Here is a 19,323-nt window from a genome sequence, read left to right as displayed (position 1 = left end):
TCTCCTGTGTCATGGGACGTCTCGGGCTTCGCCTTGCGCGTTCCACGCCGGCGCCCGTCGGTCGGAATCGCCCGGGCGCTCGCGGATCGCGTCGTCGTCGTGTGCGTTGCGCCAGAAGGCGTCGAACAGCTGGAAGGCCGCGTCGACCGCGGCCGCGGCGTACCCGCTGCCCGCGTCGAGCAGCGCGTCGCCGTCGCCGAGGCCGAGGCGGTCGAGCCGCGGCTGGTCGGTGTGCGCCCAGTCGCGCACGATCTCGATCGTCGACTCGGGATGGAACTGGACGCCGAGGTGGCGGCCGTGGCGGAACGCCTGCGGCCCGGTCGGACTGCTCGCCAGCAGCTGCGCGCCCGGCGGCACCGTGAAGCGGTGGTAGTGCCACTGCAGCCACGGGCCGGGCGGGATCTCGTCGGGGACGGTCGTATCGACGACGTGCCAGCCCAGCTCCGGCGCTTCGGCCGCCTCGATCCCGCCGCCGAGCGCGGCCGCCAGCATCTGGCCGCCGAAGCAGAGGCCGAGCACCGGCGTGTCGGCGTCGACCGCCGCGCGCAGCAGCTCCAGCTCCCGCGCGACCTCGGGCTCCTCGTCGGCGTCGGCGGGGCTGTGCGGCGAGCCGAGCGAGGCGACGAAGGCACGCCCCGCGACCTCCGGCCACGGCTTGCCGAGCCACGTCCTGTGGATCTCGAACGGGATCGCCCGCTGCCGCAGCCAGTCGGCGAGCAGCCCGGGCGGTCCCCAGTCGCCGTGCTGGAGGATCAGCGCGGGAGCGCCATTCCACGCCGCGCGGTCGGCGGGCGCGGGCGCGTCGCGCTCGACGGGCGCTGCGCCGTTCCCATGCGCGGCCCGCTCGCTCACCGCCGCGGCGCGCCCGGCCGGCGCCGCGTCGTTCCCATGCGCGGCCCGCTCGCTCATCGCCCCACCCCGCTCGGCGCGCCCAGCGCTCTGTCGTCGGCGGCGACGGCGGCCGCGACCTGCTCGAAGCTCGGCGGGTCGGCGAGCTGGCGCCGGTACCAGGCGAGCCGCCGCACGGCGTTGAAGGCGACCGCGGCGATCACCTTCCCGTCGCGCACGCCGACCGCGACGAGCCGGTCGCCCTCCGGCGACTCCTCCAGCAGCTCGATCCGCTCGGCTCTGCCCGGCAGCCCGACGGCCTGGATCTTGACGTCGTACTGGTCGCTCCAGAAGTACGGCGCGGCGGCGTACGGGGTGCGCTCGGCGGCCGGCGCGAGCGCGTTGCGCGCGGCCGCCGCGCCCTGCTCGGCGGCGTTGGTCCAGTGCTCGACCCGGATCGTCGCGCCGTCGGCGAGCGGATGCGGCCAGCTGGTCGCGTCGCCGGCGCAGAGGACGTCGGGGTCGTCGACCGAGGTCAGCGTCGCGTCGCAGACGAGGCCGGGATCGAGCGTCAGACCGGAGCCGGCAAGCCACTCGGTGTTCGGCAGCGCGCCGAGCGCGACGACGACCACGTCGGCCGCCACCTCGCTCCCGTCGTCGAGCACGACGGCGGCGACGCGGTCAGCGGTCGGCCGCGCGCCAGATCCGGCGTCCGCGGCGCCGGGCGTCGCGGCGGCCGGCGCGCCGTCTGCGGTCGCGGAGGCAGCGCCGGCGGCCGCGGCAGCGCTGCCGCCGGCGGGGCCGCGCGCGCCCGCGGCCCCGCCCTGCGCGCCCTTCCCCCGGAAGCCCTTCACCCCGGTCGCGAGCTTCAGCTCGACGCCGCGATCGCGGTGCAGCTGCGCGCAGCGCTCGCCGAGCAGCGGGCCGAGCGGCAGCAGCGGGTGCGGCGCGACGTCGATCAACGTGACGTCGAGGCCGAGCCCGCGCGCGGTCGCGGCGACCTCGGCGCCGACGAAGCCGGCGCCGACGACGGCGACCTTCCTGCTGCCCGCTTCCAGCTCGCGCCGCAGCGCCAGCGTGTCGTCGATGTCGCGCAGCGTGTGCAGTCCGGCCAGCTCGGCGCCGGGGCCGGTCCACGTGCGCGCGCGGCAGCCGGTCGCGACGATCAGGCGGTCGTAGGCGATCCGCTCGCCGTCGGCCAGCACGACCGCCTTCGCGTCGCGGTCGAGCGCGGCCGCGGCGGCGCCGAGGCGCCACGTGACGTCCAGCTCGTCGCAGGGGAAGTCGCACTGCTCGACGGTGTGGGCGCCGGCCAGCAGCTCCTTGGAGAGCGGAGGGCGGGTGTAGGGGAGGCGCTGCTCGTCGCCGACGACGAACAGCTCGCCCGCGTGGCCGGCCGAGCGCAGCGCCTGCGCGGCGCGCAGCCCGGCCAGCGAGGCGCCGACGACGACGATCCGCATCGTCGCGCCCTCAGCCCTCGAGCCTGATCGCCATCATCGGGCAGACCTGCGCGGCCTGCTCGACCGCGGCCCGTCTGTCCTCGCCGACCTCCTCGACCCACGTGAGCGAGTCGTCGTCGTGCAGCTCGAAGACGTCCGGCGCCGCGAAGACGCACTCGCCGTGCGCCTGGCAGAGGTTCATGTCGACGTGGACCTTCATGACGCGCTCCCTTCGGCGGCGGCCATGCGCTCGGCCTCGTCCTCGGGGACGGCGAGCGCGACGTGCAGGGTGTTGGGCGAGACCGCGAGCTGGTCGCCGGCCTCGCCGAGGTCGACCTCCCAGTCGACGACGGTGCTCTCGACGCGGCCGAGGCCGTCGATCTCGACGGCGACGACGTCCCCGACCTCCATCGGGCGGGAGTTGGCGGGCGTGCCGGTGAGGACCACGTCGCCCGGCTCCAGCGTGATCAGGCGGGAGAGGTCGGCGAGCTGGTACGCGACGCCCCAGATCAGGTCGTCGGCCGTCGCGCGCTGGACGACCTCGCCGTTGAGCAGCGTGCGCAGCTCGTAGCTGGTCGGGTCGAACTCGCTCGCCGGCACGACGGTCGGGGAGATCGGCAGGAAGCCGTCCTGGCCCTTGACGCGCAGCATCGAGCCGCGGTCGGCGTGGCGGAAGTCGTGCAGCCCGACGTCGTTGGCGACGGCGTAGCCCTCGACGTATGCGAGCGCGTCGTCGACCGAGACGCCGTGCATCCGTCTGCCGACGACGACCGCCAGCTCGCCCTCGTAGTTGAGGAAGCGGGCGCCGGCCGGCCGTCTCAGCACGCCGCGATGGCCGTTGAGCGCCGTCGGCGGCTTCATGAAGTACGAGGGGTAGGCGGGCGTGCGCGCCTGGTACTCCTCGATCCGGCTGCGATAGGTGAGATGCACCGCGATGATCTTCGACGGCTCCACCGGAGCCAGGTAGGCGACCTCCGCCTCGGGCAGCCGCGTGCCGTCGTCGAGCACGACGACGTCGCCCTCGACTCTCCCCCAGCGCGCCTCCGCGCCGTCAGCCGCCTCCGCGCTCCGCGGGCCGACGGCGATCCGGACTCTTGCCATGCCTCGTCTCACCTCTCGAATCTCGTCGCGCCGACCGCGCGAGCGACCGACGCCGAGCGCGCCTCGCCCGACAGCGCGGCGACGCCCTCCAGGCCGAGCCGCCGCGCCCCGCGCGACCGTCGGCCGTTCTCCAGTCTCGCCATATTGTATCCATTCGTAAGTCGACATGCGAATCGCGCATGTCGACATCCGAAGTTCCACTGCCGACACAAGTCCTTCGACGAGTACGCTTCCCCGCCGTGGCACGCGATTCCGACATCACCCCGCCCCGGCTCGTCGGCGGCCATCCGCCCGCAGACGCCGCCGCGAAGCCCACGCGCCGTCCGGCCGGGCTCGCGGGAGCCGCGGCCGCCAGACCGCTGCGGCCGATCGAGTCCTCCTCGGTCGTCGGCCTCGCCTACGAGCAGATCCGCGAGCTGATCCTGACCGGCGCGATCGCGCCGGGCGAGCGGCTCGGGCAGGTCGAGCTGGCCGAGCAGCTCGGCATCTCGCGCACGCCGGTGCGCGAGGCGCTGCGCCGGCTCGCCGGCGAGGGCCTCGTGACCGCGCGCACCAACCACGGCTTCCGCGTCGCCGAGATCGGCATCGAGGAGGTGATGCGGCGGCTGGAGATCCGCCTGCTGCTGGAGCCGGGCGTCGCCCGCCTCGCCGCCGAGCGCGCCACCGCCGACCACCTCGCCGCCATCGACGCGACGATCGCCCGCGAGGAGCGGGCGCGCGACGCCGCCGAGACCCATGACGCCAGCCGCGACTTCCACCTCGCCGTCGCCCGCGCGACCGGCAACCCCGACATCGTCGCGACGCTCGCCGCGCAGTGGATCGTCGAGATCGGCCGCCGGCTGCTCGCGCGCCGCACCGCCAGACCCGACTGGCAGGGCAGAGACATCGCCGAGCACAAGGCGATCGCCGCCGCGATCGCCGGCGGCCAGGGCGACCTCGCCGAGCAGCTGATGCGCGAGCACGTCGCCAGCGCCCTCGACCACTGGGCCGCCAAGGCCGACGCCTGAGCCGCGCCGGTCGGCGGCGGCCGTCACGCGCACCCCCGTCCTCACCCGACCGCCCGCTCCGCCAGCCCCGCCGCCTCGGCGACGCGGTCGATCAGCGCCGCCTCGTGCGGCTGCAGCTGCTGCTGCCCCATCCCCGCGGGGAACTCCTGCAGGATCGTTCCGCGCACCTTGGTCTCGACCCCGGCCATTCTCTCGATCACCGCGAGGCCGCAGAACGGCACCAGCTCGGCGGAGTAGCCGCCCTCGTGCGCCATCGCGACGCGACCGTCGCAGAGGCGCGCGGCCGCGTCGAGCAGCTGCTCGGCGATCCGCCCGTAGCCCCTCGGCGACAGCATCATCCGCCCGAGCGGGTCCATCGCGCTCGCGTCCAGCCCCGAGGCGACGAGGATCAGCTGCGGCTCGAACCGCTCCAGCGCGGGCACGACGATCCGCTCGAACGCCGCCTCGTAGGCGCCGTCGCCGGAGCCGGGCGGCAGCGGGACGTTGATGTTGAAGCCCTCGCCGGCGCCCGCGCCGGTCTCCTCGACCAGCCCCGAGCCGGGCGGGAAGCAGTTGTCCTGGTGGAGCGAGATCGTCAGCACGCTCGGGTCGTCGTAGAAGGCGGCCTGCGTGCCGTTGCCGTGATGGACGTCCCAGTCGACGACCGCGACCCGCTCCAGCCCGCGCGCGACACGGGCGTGGTGCGCGGCGACGGCGACGTTGCCGAACAGGCAGAAGCCCATCGCCGCGTCGGCGAGGGCGTGGTGGCCGGCCGGGCGCACGAGCGCGTACGCGTTGTCGACGGTGCCGTCGAGGACGGCGTCGACGGCTGCGATCACCCCGCCGGCCGCGAGCAGCGCGACCTCGTAGGAGCCCTTGCCGATCACCGTCGTGCCGTCGACCCCCTCGCCGCCGGCGCCGGCCGACAGCTCGCGGACCCGCTCGACGTACTCCGGAGCATGGAAGCGGCAGAGCTCCTCGACCGTCGCCGGGCGCGGGTCGATCCGCACCAGCCGGTCGAGCAGGCCGCTGACGTCGAGCAGGTTGCGCAGCCGGCGCTTCGTGTCGGAGTTCTCCGTGTGGCGCCAGTCGGGCTCCAGCCAGCCCGAGGCGTCCGACAGGAACGGGCCGCTCGCGCGGCCGGTGTTGTGCCACATGTACCGCTCGTGCCACACGAATCCGGTCTGCATCCACCACTCCTCGATCGGCGCCGCGGACGCTCCTCAACCTCCGCGGCTCGGGACAGCCGCCATGCTCGGGGGCGCGGCGCGACCGGGCAACAGGGTTTTGCGATCGACTGATCGCCTCATGCGATGATCACGCGCGATGGATCTGCGTCAGCTGCGCTATTTCGTCGCCGTCGCCGAGGAGCTGCACTTCACCCGCGCCGCGTCGCGGCTGCATCTCGCGCAGTCGGCTCTGAGCGCCCAGGTCGTCGCGCTCGAGCGCGAGATCGGCGCTCCGCTGTTCACCCGCTCCAACCGTCGCGTCGCGCTGACGGCGGTCGGGGCGGCGCTGCTGCCGCAGGCGCGCGAGCTGCTCGCCGCCGCCGACCGCGTGCTCGCGGAGGCGCGCGCCCACGCGCAGCGCGAGGCCGACACGCTCGCGGTCGGCTGCCTCGGCGCGGTGCCGGGCGAGCTGCTGTCGGCGGTGCTCGGCGAGCTGAAGCAGGAGCGCCCGACCGCGCAGGTCGAGGTCCACGCCTTCGACTTCGCCCAGATCCAGGACAGCCTCACCGAGGCGCGCGCCGACGTCGCCTTCCTCTACCTCCCCTACGAGGAGGACGGGCGCGGCGAGGTCGAGGTGATCTCGCTGGTCGAGGAGCCGCGCGTCGTGCTGCTCGCGAGCACCCATCCGCTCGCCGCCCGCGCGCGGCTGACGCCGGCCGACCTCGCCGAGGAGACCTTCATCAGCCACTCGACCGCCGTCCCGCAGCAGTGGCGCGACTTCTGGCTGCTGACCGAGGAGCTGGGCCGCCGCCCGCGCGTCCACCCGCACACCGCCGACACGCTCGAGGAGTGGCTCCACCTGATCGCGCAGGGCAAGGGGATCGACACCGCGCCGACGCTGATCAGCCGCTACTACCCGTGGCCGGGGATCCGCTTCGTCCCGCTCGCCGAGGCCGAGCCGGCGACGCTCGCGGTGGTCCGCCGCCGCAGCGAGACGGCAGAGCCGCTCGTCGACGCCTTCGTCGAGCTCGCACGCAGCGTCAGCGCCCGCGAGCTCGACGACGCTCGCGGCGGCTGAGCGCGCACCGCACCGCCGCCTGGCGCGGCAGCGGCACGGAAAGCGGCGTGGCATGCCCGCGCCATCGCTAGGATGCCGTGACTTTTCCGCCGAACGACCGCCGCAGGAGACCTTGCCGTGGACAGCACCGAGGCCGGGACGGGCCGGGCCGACGGACCGACGCCGGACGACGTCGAACCGGTCGCCAACGAACGGCGCGACCGCATCATCACCGGCCTGGTGACGATCGTCCCGGTGCTCGCGCTCGGCCTTGTCGCCTGGCAGTTGTGGGCGGTCGCGCTCGGCTGGAGCGACCTCGCCGTGCTGGCGATCATGTACTTCTTCAGCGGCCTCGGGATCACCGTCGGCTTCCACCGGCTGTTCACCCACCGCGCCTTCAAGACGACCCCGGCCGTCCGCGCCTTCTTCGCGGCGTGGGGGTCGATCGCGATCGAGGGGCCGGTGATCTCGTGGGTCGCCGACCATCGCAAGCACCACGCCTTCTCCGACCGCTTCGGCGACCCGCACAGCCCGCACGTCGAGCACGGGCACGGCTGGAGAGGCGCGCTGCGCGGCCTTGCCCACGCGCACGTCGGCTGGCTGTTCGTCCACACCCACCGCGGCCGCAAGACCCGCTACGCGCCCGACCTGATGAGAGATCCGGTCGTCGCGTGGTTCGACCGCACGTTCATCTTCTGGGCGGTCGGCGGCTTCCTGCTCGCGGGCGCGCTCGGCTTCCTGCTCGGCGGGCTGTCGTGGGAGGCGGCGCTGACCGCGCTGCTGTGGGGCGGGCTGGTGCGGATCCTGCTGCTGCACCACGTCACCTACTCGATCAACTCGCTCTGCCACTTCTTCGGCCGGCGCCCGTTCGAGACCGGCGACCAGTCGCGCAACCTCGCGTGGCTGGCGCCCTTCTCGCTCGGCGAGGCGTGGCACAACGCCCACCACGCCTTCCCCACCTCGGCCCGTCATGGCGTCGACCGCTGGCAGCTCGACATCTCGGCGGGCGTGATCGCGCTGCTGGAGCAGGCGGGCCTGGCGTGGGACGTGGTGCGCGTCGACCCCGACCGGCTCGACTCCAAGCGGCGCCCGCCCGCGCGCACGCACGCGGCCACGTAGGGGTTCTGCCGGCATCGGCCGGCACGCTGCGGCTATTCTGGCTCCCGTGAGCATCACGCGACATCTCGAAGAGCTGCGCGACCAGCGCATCGGCCGCATCGTCCCGCTGGTCACCCCCGCGCTGATGCTGCACCAGCTGCCGCTCAGCGACGCCCAGGCCGAGGTCGTCCTCAAGGGGCGCGCCGAGGCGGCCCGCATCCTCGACCGCGCCGACGACCGGCTGCTCGTCGTCGTCGGCCCGTGCAGCGTCCACGACCCCGACGCGGCGCTCGACTACGCCAGACGGCTCGCCGCCGTCGCCGCCGAGCACGCGCAGGAGCTGCAGGTCGTGATGCGCGTCTACTTCGAGAAGCCGCGCACGACGACCGGCTGGAAGGGGCTGATCAACGACCCCCACCTCGACGGCTCGTTCGACGTCAACAGCGGCCTGCGGGTGGCGCGCAGACTGCTGCTGGAGGTGCTGGAGCTGGGGCTGCCGGTCGGCTGCGAGTTCCTCGACCCGATCATCCCGCAGTACATCGCCGACACCGTCGCCTGGGGCGCGATCGGCGCGCGCACGACCGAGAGCCAGACCCACCGTCAGCTCGCCTCCGGCCTGTCGATGCCGATCGGCTTCAAGAACCGCACCGACGGCGACGTCGGCGTCGCCGTCGACGCCGTCCGCGCCGCCGCCGCGCCGCACACCTTCGCCGGCGTCGAGGAGTCGGGCACGCCGGCCGTCTTCACCACGCGCGGCAACGCCGACTGTCACATCATCCTCCGCGGCGGCCGCGGGATGCCGAACCACGGTCCCGAGCAGGTCGCCGCCGCGCTCGCGCAGATGGCGCAGGCCGGGCTGCAGGAGCGGGTGATCGTCGACGCCTCCCACGACAACAGCGCCAAGGACCACGAGCGTCAGGCGGTCGTCTCGCAGGAGATCGCCGACCAGGTCGCCGCCGGCAACCGCGCGATCGTCGGCGTGATGCTGGAGTCGTTCCTCGTCGGCGGCAACCAGAGCCTCGGCGACGGCGCGAACCTGACCTACGGCCAGTCGATCACGGACAAGTGCATGGACTGGGAGACGACGGTCGGCGTCCTCGACGGCTTCGCCGCCGCGGTGCGCGCGCGGCGTGGCGCCGCCTGAGCCGAGCGCCCCGCGTCTCGACGCGCCCACCGGTTCCGGCGCGCGGCCGATCGCGGGCGCGGCCGCGGCAGACGCGCGTCCCCGCGACGCGATCGCAGCGGGCGCGGCCGAGCCGTTGCGGCTGATCACCGCCTCGCTCGCCGACGACCCGGTCCTCGACGTCGCGCTCGGCGAGGCGCTGCTCGACCGCGTCGCCGACGGCGCCCCCGCCGCCTTCCGCATCGGCCGCCCCGCGCCGACGCTCTCCTTCGGCCGCCTCGACCGGATCCTGCCCGGCTTCGACGCCGCGGTCGAGACGGCGCGGGCCCGCGGCTTCACGCCGACGCTGCGGGTCGGCGGCGGCCGCGCCGCGGCGATCCACGAGGGGGCGCTGTCGATCGGGATCGCGCAGCCGGCCGACGACTCGACGACCGGCGAGCGGTTCGCGGCGCTGGCCGATGCGGTGCTCGGCGCCTTCGCGCGCGTCGGGGTGCGCGCCGAGCGCGGCCAGCTGCCGGACGAGTACTGCCCCGGCGACTGGAGCCTGCACGCCGGCGGCGTGAAGCTGGCCGGGCTCTCCCAGCGCGTCAAGCGCCACGCGACCTGGACCGAGGGCCTGCTGATCGTGCGCGACGGCTGGCGCGCGCGCGGGGTGCTGGAGGCCGTCCACGCCGACCTCGGCCTGCCGCTCGACCCGGCGACCGTCGGCGCGCTCGACGACCTCGTCCCGGGGATCGAGGTCGCCGACGTCGCCGCCGCGCTGCGCGACGAGCTGGCCGCCCGCGGCGTCGTCGCCGAGGTCCCGCTCGACGCCGAGACGCTCGCCCGCGCCCGCGCCCTGCGCGAGCGCCACGCGCTCTGAGCGAACGCGCGCGCTCGGCGCCGCCGGCGCCCGTGTGCCGCGCGGGCCGGCGCCGCCGCTCGCCCCCGCCGCCCGCCCACTCTGCCCGCGCGCGCCGCCTCGCCGCGCCATGCTCGTGCCAGCCGCACCGCGCGGCCCGCGTCGGTCGGCATACTGGCGCGATGGCGCCAGAGACCGCATCCGCCGCTCCCTCCCCCGCCGAAGCGCGCCGCGCGCTCGGCGAGCTGCGCCTCCGTCAGGCGCAGGTGCTGGCCGAGCGGCGCCGGCGCGATCCGCGCTGGGCGACCGCGCTCGGCACGGCGCTCGCGCTCACGAGCATCGGCGCGCGAAGCCTCGACGGATGGCGCCACCAGCGGCGGCTGCGGTACGCGATCGGCGGGGCGAGCGTCGTCGCGGGGCTGCCGTGGAGCGGCGCCGCCGGCGCCGACCTGTGGCTCGGCGACCCGGCGGCCTTCGGCGACGAGCAGGCGTGGAAGCGAGCCGAGGCGGCGCCGGTGCTCGGCCTCATGCGCACGTCGTGCGGGTCGGTCGGCGCGCTGTTGGCGGTCGTCGCCCTCAGCCGGATCGCGATCGCCCGCCTCCGCGCCCGCGGCGTCCGCATGCTCTGGATCGCCGACTGCCTCGTGCTGCTGCTCTCCCGCCTCGCGGCCGCGCGGGCGCGGCGCACCTCGGAAGCCGCGCTGGAGCGCGCCGCGCGCGAGGTCGCCGCCGCCGAGCTGCGCGCCGTCGACGCGCCGTCGCCGGCGCCGCAGCTGGCCGACCTGGCCGACTTCTCGATCGCCGCGCTGCTGCTGCCGGCGCGCGCGGCGCGGGAGGAGATGCTCGCGGCCGCGATCCCGCTCGACCGCGTCGTGCTCGCCGACCGGCTCGCCGCGCTGACCCGCGCCGGCCTCGTCGAGCGCGAACGCCGCGGCCGGCTGCGCCCCCGCCGCTGGCTGTCGCTGACGCCGCGCGGCCGCGAGCTGGCGACAGCCCACGTCGCCGCCCTCCAAGCCCGCGCCCGCTCCGTCTGAGCGCGCAATCCGCTCCCGGCGCGCGAGCCCAGGCGACCGCCGACAGCGCCGCATCGTCACCGGCCGAAGCGTGCGCCGCACGCGCCCGTCCCCACCGCCGCCCGCGGCGGCGCCCTGCGCTGGGCTTACTCGTCGCGTGGCGCCTGGCGGAAGACGATCCGCTTCAGCTCGGCGACCGTCGGGCCGCTGAGCCGCAGGGCCGTGTGGAAGCCAGCCTCTCCGAGCTCGCCGCCGTCGAGTGCCTTGCGGAGCTCGTTCAGCGGCGCGCGGTCGTCGTCGGCGACCTGGTCGCGGCCGACCTCGATCAGGATCAGGTGGCGCGGCCGGCGGAAGCGGTGGGCGAGCCGGACCCAGTGGTCGCGCTCATTGGGCCCGAGCCCGTCGGCGGCGATCACGACCGACTCGCCGGCCTCGAAGCGCTTCGTCGCGGCGGCGTCGAGCAGCTGCGCGGCCCGCTCCTCCGCCTGCTCGTCCGGGACGCGGCCTCTCAGCAGCGCGCGGACCTTGTCGAGCGACAGCACGGCCGCCTGGTCTTCGATCAGCGTCCGTCTCGTGAAGCGGTCGCGCTCGGCCTTCGCGGGCGAGACGATCATCACGAGGCTGCCGGGCGAGTAGCGCAGGCGATCGGTCGGGCTCAGGACCCGACCGCGGACGGAGACGTCGACGGGACGCGGCGCCCCCTCTCTGCGGGGCCGGTCGGAGGACCATCCGCCTCGTTCGTCGTCGGAGAACTTGACGCTGCGCGTGGGCGGAGGAGTGGTCATCCCCTCATGATGCCGCACGCGGGGAGATGTGAGAAATGCGCAGCGACGGGATCGCGCGCCCGCTCACCGCCCCTGGAACGGCCGAGGCCCGCCGGTCGGCGGGCCTCGGTGACAAGCCTGGAAGCGCGGTCGGCGCTCAGATCTGCCGGACGTTGACGGCCTTCGGGCCCTTCGGGCCGGGCTCCGACTCGTACTCGACCTTGGAGCCCTCCGCCAGCGAGCGGTAGCCGTCGGCGACGATGCCGGTGTGATGGACGAAGAGGTCCTTCGACTGGTCATCGGGCGTGATGAAGCCGAAGCCCTTCTCGTCGCTGAACCACTTCACGGTTCCTGTAGCCATGTCCGTGTCCTCCACGGGGTGTTGTGTGCTGCGAACGTGGAGGTGCTGGGATGCAACGACTACGAGCGCTGACACTGCTTTCACCGGGTCTCATGACCCGATCGAGTGCTCGGACGTTAGCAGGCGAACACCTCAGGTCAAGCAGGGTTTCGCATGAACTGGTATCGCGCGGGCGCCGGCCGGCTCCGCGCAGTGGACGTTAGGGTGACCTGATATCCCTGACCGGGCACCGCTTCGCCCCGACCGCCCAAGGATCTCCATGGCCGACACTCCCGCTGCCCCACGCCCCGCCCGCCGCGCGCTGCTCGCGCACGTGGAGACGGTCGAACGACTCACGCCGAGCATGATCCGGGTCGTCGTCGGCGGCGACGCGCTCGCAGGCTTCGGCGCGGGCGAGTTCACCGACCACTACGTCAAGCTCCAGCTGCCGCCGGCCGGCGCGCCGTACGCGCTCCCGTTCGACGCCGAGGCGGTCAAGGCGGAGCTGCCGCGGGCGCAGTGGCCGAGACTGCGCAGCTACACCGTGCGCGCGTGGGACGAGGCCGCGCGGCGGCTGACGCTCGACTTCGTCTGCCACGGCGACGAGGGGATCGCGGGGCCATGGGCGCTGGGCCTGCGGCCGGGCGATCCCGTCCAGCTGCTCGGCCCGGGCGGCGGCTACGCGCCCGACGCGACGGCGGACTGGCACCTGCTGGTCGGCGACATGAGCGTCCTGCCGGCGATCGCCGCCTCGCTGGAGCGGATCCCGGCCGGCGTGCCCGTCCACGTGCTCGTCCAGGTCGACGGCCCCAAGGAGGAGCAGCCGCTCTCCACCCCCGGCGACCTCCGGCTCACCTGGCTGCACGACCCGACCCACGACGACCGCGTGCTGGTCGACGCCGTCCGCGCGCTCGACTTCCCCGCCGGCCGCCTCCACGCCTTCGTCCACGGCGAGGCGAGCGCGGTGCGCAACGTGCGCAGACATCTCGTCGTCGAGCGCGGCGTCCCGGTCGAGCAGATGTCCGTCTCCGGCTACTGGAAGCTGACCCGCACCGACGAGGAGTGGCGCGAGGACAAGGCCGCCTGGAAGGCGCAGGTCGAGCAGGACGCCGCCGCGGCGGCCCGCTGAGCGGGCAGCGGCGACCGGCTCAGCGGGGCGCGGGCGGCTGAGCGGCCCCATCCGGCCGATCCGGCGGCGGCCGGGCGCGCTCAGACGTCGAGGTAGCCGTCGGGCATCGGGACCGCGCGCTCGGCTGCGCGGCTGACCTCCTCCCACCGCTCCCACGTCTCGATCCGTCTGCGGGTCACGTCGATCATCGCGTCGAGCACGGCGCTGCCGAGGACGAGACGGAGCGGCGGGTCGTCGCTGTCGACGAGCGTCATCACCGCCTCCGCCGCGACCTCGGGCTCGCTGTCCTTCGACTCGGGGACGCCGTCCGCGGGCGCTTCGCGCAGCGGGGCGTACGCGTCGAGCGGCCGGGCGTAGCGGAGGCCGCTCCGGTAGAGGTCGGTCCAGTAGCCGCCCGGCTCGACGATCGTCACGCGGACGCCGAACGGCGCCAGCTCCTGGGCGAGCGCCTCGCTCATCCCCTCGAGGGCGAACTTGCCGGCGCTGTAGAGGCCGGCGGTCGGCCCGCTCGCGACGCCGCCGACGCTGGAGATCTGCAGCAGGCGCCCGTCGCCCTGCGCCCGCAGGTGCGGCGCGACCGCCTGGGTCACCCAGAGCGCGCCGAAGAAGTTGACCTCCATCGCCGCGCGCGCCTCCTGCTCGCCGAACTCCTCGACGGCGCCGAGCCACATCGTGCCGGCGTTGTTGACGACGACGTCGAGCCGGCCGAACCGCGCGACCGCCCGTTCGACGGCGGCGAAGACGGCGGCGCGGTCGGTGACGTCGGCGGGCAGCGGCAGGACGCGATCGGCGCAGTGCTCGGCGGCGAGCCGGTCGAGCTGCTCGGCGCTGCGGGCGATCGCGACGACGCGGTCGCCGGCGGCGAGCGCCGCCTCGGCGAAGGCGCGGCCGAGCCCGCGGCTGGCGCCGGTGATCAGCCAGACGCGGCCGGGCGTGTCGTCGGATGTGCGGGTCATGGCGTCCTATTCATTCGGTTGACGAGACGAGACGGACCGTCTCGCTCATGCACCGTGACACGCGCACTGCTCCTTGTCAAGACGGACCGTCTCGTCTCGCTTCGGTGGTAGGGTGCGGAGATGGCGGAAGTGGCGAACGGGCGGATGAGAAGAGGCGCGGCGGCGCGAGAGGGCGCGGGGCGCGGCGCAAGCGCGGGCGCGGGGCGCGGCGGGAGGGCCGGCGCGGGGCGCGGCGCAGGCGCAGGGCGCGGCGCAAGCGCGGGCGCAGGGCGCGGCGCAAGCGCGGGCGCAGGGCGCGGCGCAAGCGCGGGCGCGGGCGCGGGCGCGGGCGCAGGGCGCGGCGCAAGCGCGGGCGCGGGGCGCGGCGCAAGCGCGGGCGCAGGGCACGGCGCAAGCGCGGGCGCGGGGCGCGGCGGGAGGGCGGTGCGGCGCAGCGACGCGTCGCGGAGAGCGATCCTGCTGGCCGCCTTCGAGCTGGTCGGCGAGGTCGGATACGCGAAGCTGACGATCGAGGGGATCGCGGCGCGGGCCGGCGTCGGCAAGCAGACGATCTACCGCTGGTGGCCGTCGAAGGGGGCGGTGCTGTTCGACGCCTTCCTCGCGCTCTCCGAGGATCCGCAGGGCGACCCCGCGCTGCCGGACACCGGCGACCTCGAGGCCGATCTGAAGCTGGTCCTGCGCGCGACGGTCGCGGAGCTGAGCGACCCGCGCTACGACGCGCCGATGCGCGCGCTGACCGCCGCGATGCTCAACGACCCCGCGCTGGCGGCCGAGTACGAGCAGCGGCTCGACGCGCCGATGCGCGCGCTCAAGCGGGCGCGGCTGCGCAGCGCGCAGGAGGCCGGCCAGCTGCCGTCGGAGGCCGACCTCGACCTCGCGGTCGACCTGCTGTGGAGCCCGCTGATGCGTCGCTGGCTGGAGCGGGCCGAGCTGACCCCCGCCTTCGCCGACGCGGTCGTCGAGACCGCGCTCGCCGGCCTCCGCGCCCGCTGAGCCGCCCACCCGCCCCGCCGCCCACGGCCGCGCCGCGCCGAGCCGCGCCGCGCCGCCGCGCCGCCGCGCCGCCGCGCCGCCGCGCCGCGCCGCGCCCCGCCGTGACGCGCCGCGAAGGGACCTTTGTCATCCAGCTGTTGCTGAGCAGCAGCTGGATGACAAAGGTCCCCGCGGACAGGCGTGGAGCGTTGCGGCGGCCGGGCGGGAGCGGCGCGCCCGCGCGGGGTCAGCCGCGCGGGCGGATGTGGCCTGCGGCGCGGCGGAGGGGGCCGCCGGCGCGGCCGGAGCGGACGGCGATCGCCTCGGCGAGGATCGAGACGGCGGTCTCCTCCGGCGTGCCGCCGCCGATGTCGAGTCCGGCCGGCGCGTGGATGCGCGCGAGCTGCGCGTCGCCGACGCCGGCGGCGCGCAGGCGCTCCTCCCGCTCGACGGTCGTGCGGCGGCTGCCGAGCGCGCCGATGTAGCCGGCGTCGGTCGCGAGTGCGCCGCGCAGCGCGGGCACGTCGAGGCGCGGGTCGTGGCTGAAGACGAGCACCGCGTCGCGCGGGCCGAGCGGACGGCCGGCGAACGCCTCGTCGGGCCAGCCGACGTGGACCTCGGCGTGGCGCGAGAAGCGCGGCGCGGCGGCGAAGCGGGCGCGCGGATCGCTGATCGTCACCGCGTAGCCGAGCTGGCGCGCGAGCGGCGCAAGGGCGGCCGAGAAGTCGACGGCGCCGAACAGCAGCATCGTCGGCGCGGTCGCGAACGAGCGCAGGTGGACGCGGATCTCGGCGCCGAGCGTCGCGCCGTCGTCGCCGTAGCGGCGGATCCGGCTCGCGCCCTGCTCCAGCATCCCCGCGGCGTCGCGCGCGACCGCCCGCGCCAGCCCGGTCGAGGCGCCGAGCGAGCCGACGAGCGCGTCGCCGATCGACGTGCCCTCGCCGGCCGCATCGCCACCCCCGGCGACCGCTCCGTCGCCCGTCGGCTCCCCGCCGGCGAGCGCCACGACCGAGCCGGCGCAGGGGCCGTCGAGGACGGTCGCGACGACCGCGGGCCGGCCGTCGCGGACGGCCGCCTCGGCGGCGTCGAGCGCGGCCGCCGAGCGGGCGTCGAGCGCGTGGACGAAGACGTGGACGGTTCCGCCGCACATCAGCCCGGCGGTCCCGGCCAGCTCGTCCGAGACGCCGTAGGTGAGCAGCTGCGGCGGCGCGCCGGCGAGCACGCGCTCGGCCTCCTGCACGACCGCGCTCTCGACACAGCCGGCGGTGATCGAGCCCTCGACCGAGCCGTCGGCGCCGACCAGCATCGCCGCTCCCGCCGCGAACGGCGCCGACCCCTCGACCTCGACCAGCAGCGCGCGAGCCCGTGACCCGCACGCCACGGTCACAGCTCCTCCAGCCGCAGCTCCGAGACGAGCATGTGCGCCGACAGGTGGGTGATCGCCAGCGGCGGGCGAGCCGCCTCCAGCGACAGCTGCGGGGTCACGCCGCAGGCCCAGAAGACCGGCACCTCGCCGTCGGCGACCGAGACGTCGCCGATCGCGTCGAGCGGCTCCTCCAGCACGATCCCGAGCTCCGCCGGGTCGCCGACGTGGACCGGCGCCCCGTGCAGCTGCGGGTAGCGCCGGCTGACCTCCACCGCGCGCTCCGCCTCGGCCGGCGCCAGCGGCCGCATCGAGACGACCAGCGGCGCGGCGAAGCCGCCCGCGGCGACCGTCTCGCGGTCGGTGCGGTAGATCGCGCCGCCGAAGCCGCGCGCCTCGTAGCCGAGCGAGATCCCGTCCCGCCGCAGCGCCTCCTCCAGCGAGAAGGAGCAGCCGAAGGCGAACGCGACCAGGTCGTCGGCCCACAGGTCGAGCAGGTCGCCGACCTCGCCGTCGGGTCGGCCGTCGCGGAAGAGGCGGTAGCGCGGCAGGTCGGTGCGGACGTCGACGCCCTCCCCGAGCGCCGGCAGCCGCGGGTCGCCCGGCTCCGAGCGCGCCAGCACCGGCGCGACCGCGGGGTTGGCCGCGCACCAGGCGGCGAACCCCTCGGCCCACTCGCCCGGCAGCACGACCAGGTTGCACTGGACGTGGCCGGGCGCGGCGTCGCGCGTCGGCCCGCTCCAGGCGCCGCCGCGAACCGCCGCGCGGTACTCCGCGAACGCGCTCACACGCCCGCCGCCGCGGCCGGCTGCATGATCGCCTCGTAGATGCGCGCGCGCAGCGAGGCGAACTCGGGCAGCGCCTTCGTATCGACCTGGTCGCGCGGACGCGGCAGGTCGATCGGCAGGATCTCCTGCACGGTCGAGGGCGGGCGGCTGAGGATCACGACGCGGTCCGACATGTAGACGGCCTCGTCGATGTCGTGCGTGACGAGCACGATCGTGACGCCGAACTGCTCGCGGACGCGCAGCACGAGGTCCTCCAGCTCGGCGCGCGTCTGCGCGTCGACGGAGGCGAACGGCTCGTCCATCAGCAGCACCTTCGGCTGGTAGGCGAGCGCCCGCGCGATCGCGACGCGCTGCTGCATGCCGCCCGACAGCTGCCACGGGTAGTGCTCCTCGAAGCCCTTGAGGCCGACGGCGGCGAGCGCCTCGTCGGCGACCCGCGCCGGATCCCTGATCTCGGGCTTGTTGGTCAGCGGCAGCAGCACGTTGCGGCGCACGGTCATCCAGGCGAACAGCGAGCGGCTATAGTCCTGGAAGACGACCGCCAGCTCCGGCGGCGGCCCCGTCACCGGCTTGCCGCGCAGCAGCGTCTGCCCGCTGGTCGGCGCCAGCAGGCCGGCCATGCACTTCAGCAGCGTCGTCTTGCCGGCCCCGGAGGGGCCGACGATCCCGACGAACTCCAGCTCCTCGACCGCGAACTCGAGGCACTGGACCGCGTGGGTCGCGCTCGCCCCCGTTCCGTAGCTCTTCGACAGTCCGACGACTTCCAGCACGTCGATGCTTCCTTTCACTTCGAGCGGTCGTCGCGCGCGTTCCAGTGGAGAACGCGGCGCTCCACGGCGCCGAACGCGAGGTTGAGGGTGAAGCCGAGCAGCCCCAGCAGCAGGACGCCGGCCCACATGTCGTCGACGGAGAACTGCTGCTGCGCCTGGAAGACGAAGTAGCCGATCCCGTTCGTGCTCGCGATCATCTCGCTCGTGACGAGCAGCAGGATCGCGATCGAGAGGCTCGTGCGCATGCCGGCGAAGATCCGCGGCGAGACCGCCGGCAGGACCACGAGCCGGAAGCGCTGCAGGCCGCGGATGCCGTAGACGCGGGCGGTCGCCAGCATCGTCGAGTCGAGCTCGCGCACGCCGTCGCTGGTGTTGAGCATGATCGGCCAGCAGCAGACGAACGCGATCACGGCGACCTTCGTGCCGCCGCCGATCCCGAACAGCACGATCGCGGGCGGCAGCAGCGCCGCCGCCGGGATCGAGCGCAGGAAGCCGACGACCGGCGAGGCGACCGCGTTGACGACCGCGGAGGAGCCGAGCAGGAAGCCGCCGGCGACGCCGATCGCGATCGCGGCGGCGTAGCCGAGCGTCATCCGCACGAGGCTCGGCACGACGTCGCTGCCGACGTGCTCGAACAGCCAGGTCGCGCGGAAGGCCTCCAGCACGTCGCCGAGCGGCGCGACGGCGTAGCTCTCGTTCGAGCTGGTGTACGCCCACAGCAGGGCGATGATGATGGCGGTCGCGCCGACCTCGACGGAGAACCAGCGGAGTCGTGAGCGCGTCATCGGTCGCCTCCCGCCCGCTGCGACTGGTGCCAGTGGAGGAAGCGCCGCTCCAGCCCGCCGAAGACGACGTGGACGGCGATGCCAAGGATGCCCGCGGCGACGATCAGCGCGTACATCTCCTCCGTCTGGCCGACCGACTGCGCCAGCGAGATCGACTTGCCGAGGCCGGCGTTGCCGGCGACCAGCTCCGCGGTGACCGCGACGATCAGCGCGATCGACGAGGAGATCCGCAGGCCGGTCGCGATGTAGGGCAGCGAGCTCGGCAGCTGGACCCAGCGGATCCGCTGGGCATGGGTGAGCCCGTAGGAGCGCGCCGTCTGCAGCGCGACCTCGTCGACGTCGCGGACGCCGTAGAGCGTCTGGATCAACATCACCCAGACGCAGCCGAAGGCGACGAGGAAGACGTCGCTCTGCATGCTCGGGCCGAAGACGAGGATCGCCACGGGGATCAGCGCCACGCCGGGCACCGGGCGCAGGAACTCGACCGTCGGCCGCAGCGCGTGCCAGGCGATCGTGCTGGAGCCCATCAGGACGCCGAGCGCGACGCCGGCGACGACCGCGATCGCGAGGCCGAGGCCGGCGCCGGCCAGGGTGCTGCCGACCGCGCTCCAGAAGGCGTCGGTGCCGGCCAGCGAGGCCAGCTCCGACAGCACGGCGCTCGCGCCGGGCAGGTTGTCGCTGTCGACGAGGCCGAGCGCCGGCGCCAGCTGCCACAGCAGCAGCGCCAGCGCGATCCCGACCGCGCCGAGCAGCAGCGAGCCCGAGCGCGTGCGCGGCAGAGCGTTCAGCCGCGCGGCCATC

22 protein-coding genes are annotated in these 19,323 nt (G+C 75.1%); 8 read left to right on the top strand and 14 right to left on the bottom strand.

Going from position 1 to position 19,323, the window contains the following annotated elements; all coding sequences use genetic code 11:
• Positions 1-9: 9 nt before the first annotated feature.
• Genes BDZ31_RS07215 through BDZ31_RS25455 form a run of 5 tightly spaced genes read right to left on the bottom strand, consistent with a single transcriptional unit; the run spans position 10 to position 3,511 of the window.
• The gene (locus BDZ31_RS07215; protein ID WP_183340395.1) at positions 10-909 is read right to left on the bottom strand and encodes a type 1 glutamine amidotransferase; all 900 of its coding nucleotides are present in this window, start codon (positions 907-909) and stop codon (positions 10-12) included.
• Entirely contained in the window at positions 906-2,288 is a 1,383-nt protein-coding gene (locus BDZ31_RS07210; RefSeq protein ID WP_183340392.1) for an NAD(P)/FAD-dependent oxidoreductase, read from the bottom strand. Before BDZ31_RS07210 ends, BDZ31_RS07215 begins: the two co-directional genes overlap by 4 nt.
• 10 nt (positions 2,289-2,298) lie before the next feature.
• A complete protein-coding gene (locus BDZ31_RS07205; protein WP_183340390.1) occupies positions 2,299-2,487 on the bottom strand; it encodes a ferredoxin in 189 nt (62 codons plus the stop codon).
• The gene (locus tag BDZ31_RS07200) at positions 2,484-3,368 is read right to left on the bottom strand and encodes a fumarylacetoacetate hydrolase family protein (RefSeq protein WP_183340388.1); all 885 of its coding nucleotides are present in this window, start codon (positions 3,366-3,368) and stop codon (positions 2,484-2,486) included. Before BDZ31_RS07200 ends, BDZ31_RS07205 begins: the two co-directional genes overlap by 4 nt.
• An 8-nt stretch (positions 3,369-3,376) precedes the next feature.
• Positions 3,377-3,511, bottom strand: a complete 135-nt coding sequence (locus BDZ31_RS25455) for a hypothetical protein (RefSeq protein ID WP_281381482.1) — start codon at positions 3,509-3,511, stop codon at positions 3,377-3,379.
• 96 nt (positions 3,512-3,607) lie between these two features.
• Here BDZ31_RS25455 and BDZ31_RS07195 point away from each other — a divergent pair, with 96 nt between their 5' ends.
• Complete coding sequence (locus BDZ31_RS07195; RefSeq protein ID WP_183340380.1) at positions 3,608-4,375, top strand: FCD domain-containing protein; 768 nt, start codon at positions 3,608-3,610, stop codon at positions 4,373-4,375.
• A gap of 41 nt (positions 4,376-4,416) precedes the next feature.
• Here BDZ31_RS07195 and BDZ31_RS07190 read toward each other — a convergent pair whose 3' ends face one another.
• A complete protein-coding gene (locus BDZ31_RS07190; RefSeq protein ID WP_183340378.1) occupies positions 4,417-5,544 on the bottom strand; it encodes a class II histone deacetylase in 1,128 nt (375 codons plus the stop codon).
• Positions 5,545-5,680: 136 nt separating this feature from the next.
• Between BDZ31_RS07190 and BDZ31_RS07185 the strand changes: the two genes are divergently transcribed.
• From BDZ31_RS07185 to BDZ31_RS07165, 5 genes are all read left to right on the top strand, one after another.
• Positions 5,681-6,601 (top strand): LysR family transcriptional regulator, encoded by a 921-nt coding sequence (locus tag BDZ31_RS07185; protein WP_183340376.1) that lies wholly within the window; start codon positions 5,681-5,683, stop codon positions 6,599-6,601.
• Positions 6,602-6,718: 117 nt separating this feature from the next.
• The gene (locus BDZ31_RS07180; RefSeq protein WP_183340375.1) at positions 6,719-7,699 is read left to right on the top strand and encodes a fatty acid desaturase; all 981 of its coding nucleotides are present in this window, start codon (positions 6,719-6,721) and stop codon (positions 7,697-7,699) included.
• A 46-nt stretch (positions 7,700-7,745) separates the two neighbouring features.
• A complete protein-coding gene (locus BDZ31_RS07175) occupies positions 7,746-8,822 on the top strand; it encodes a 3-deoxy-7-phosphoheptulonate synthase (RefSeq protein ID WP_183340373.1) in 1,077 nt (358 codons plus the stop codon).
• Between the two features lie 115 nt (positions 8,823-8,937).
• Complete coding sequence (locus BDZ31_RS07170; RefSeq protein ID WP_183340371.1) at positions 8,938-9,663, top strand: lipoate--protein ligase family protein; 726 nt, start codon at positions 8,938-8,940, stop codon at positions 9,661-9,663.
• Positions 9,664-9,824: 161 nt separating this feature from the next.
• Entirely contained in the window at positions 9,825-10,676 is an 852-nt protein-coding gene (locus BDZ31_RS07165) for a hypothetical protein (RefSeq protein ID WP_183340369.1), read from the top strand.
• Positions 10,677-10,801: 125 nt separating this feature from the next.
• Here BDZ31_RS07165 and BDZ31_RS07160 read toward each other — a convergent pair whose 3' ends face one another.
• Both BDZ31_RS07160 and BDZ31_RS07155 read right to left on the bottom strand, forming a co-directional pair.
• Positions 10,802-11,440 (bottom strand): AAA family ATPase, encoded by a 639-nt coding sequence (locus tag BDZ31_RS07160; protein ID WP_183340367.1) that lies wholly within the window; start codon positions 11,438-11,440, stop codon positions 10,802-10,804.
• A 136-nt stretch (positions 11,441-11,576) separates the two neighbouring features.
• Complete coding sequence (locus tag BDZ31_RS07155) at positions 11,577-11,780, bottom strand: cold-shock protein (protein WP_183340365.1); 204 nt, start codon at positions 11,778-11,780, stop codon at positions 11,577-11,579.
• A 259-nt stretch (positions 11,781-12,039) separates the two neighbouring features.
• On the opposite strand from BDZ31_RS07155, the gene BDZ31_RS07150 reads away from it, so the two are divergent.
• Positions 12,040-12,888 (top strand): siderophore-interacting protein, encoded by an 849-nt coding sequence (locus BDZ31_RS07150; protein ID WP_183340363.1) that lies wholly within the window; start codon positions 12,040-12,042, stop codon positions 12,886-12,888.
• Between the two features lie 80 nt (positions 12,889-12,968).
• Here BDZ31_RS07150 and BDZ31_RS07145 read toward each other — a convergent pair whose 3' ends face one another.
• Positions 12,969-13,844, bottom strand: a complete 876-nt coding sequence (locus BDZ31_RS07145; protein ID WP_183340361.1) for an SDR family NAD(P)-dependent oxidoreductase — start codon at positions 13,842-13,844, stop codon at positions 12,969-12,971.
• A 423-nt stretch (positions 13,845-14,267) separates the two neighbouring features.
• On the opposite strand from BDZ31_RS07145, the gene BDZ31_RS07140 reads away from it, so the two are divergent.
• On the top strand, positions 14,268-14,837 hold the full coding sequence (locus tag BDZ31_RS07140) for a TetR/AcrR family transcriptional regulator C-terminal ligand-binding domain-containing protein (RefSeq protein WP_221242840.1): 570 nt from the start codon (positions 14,268-14,270) through the stop codon (positions 14,835-14,837).
• A 226-nt stretch (positions 14,838-15,063) separates the two neighbouring features.
• Here BDZ31_RS07140 and BDZ31_RS07135 read toward each other — a convergent pair whose 3' ends face one another.
• The 5 genes from BDZ31_RS07135 to BDZ31_RS07115 are packed head-to-tail and all read right to left on the bottom strand — an operon-like array spanning position 15,064 to position 19,322.
• Entirely contained in the window at positions 15,064-16,197 is a 1,134-nt protein-coding gene (locus tag BDZ31_RS07135) for an XdhC family protein (protein ID WP_343075533.1), read from the bottom strand.
• A 2-nt stretch (positions 16,198-16,199) separates the two neighbouring features.
• Positions 16,200-16,967, bottom strand: coding sequence for a D-glutamate cyclase family protein (locus BDZ31_RS25895; RefSeq protein WP_183340359.1), 768 nt, complete (start codon positions 16,965-16,967; stop codon positions 16,200-16,202).
• Positions 16,964-17,737: an ATP-binding cassette domain-containing protein gene (locus BDZ31_RS07125; RefSeq protein ID WP_183340357.1), complete on the bottom strand. Its 774-nt coding sequence runs from the start codon at positions 17,735-17,737 to the stop codon at positions 16,964-16,966. The genes BDZ31_RS25895 and BDZ31_RS07125 overlap by 4 nt, the downstream gene beginning before the upstream one ends.
• A 14-nt stretch (positions 17,738-17,751) precedes the next feature.
• Positions 17,752-18,522, bottom strand: coding sequence for an ABC transporter permease (locus BDZ31_RS07120; RefSeq protein ID WP_183340355.1), 771 nt, complete (start codon positions 18,520-18,522; stop codon positions 17,752-17,754).
• Entirely contained in the window at positions 18,519-19,322 is an 804-nt protein-coding gene (locus BDZ31_RS07115; RefSeq protein WP_221242839.1) for an ABC transporter permease, read from the bottom strand. Before BDZ31_RS07115 ends, BDZ31_RS07120 begins: the two co-directional genes overlap by 4 nt.
• Position 19,323 lies beyond the last annotated feature (1 nt).

The organism is Conexibacter arvalis, from assembly GCF_014199525.1.
Lineage (GTDB): Bacteria > Actinomycetota > Thermoleophilia > Solirubrobacterales > Solirubrobacteraceae > Conexibacter > Conexibacter arvalis.
The sequence above is the reverse complement of the archived record's forward strand: the minus strand, read 5'-3'. Positions and strand labels throughout refer to the sequence as shown.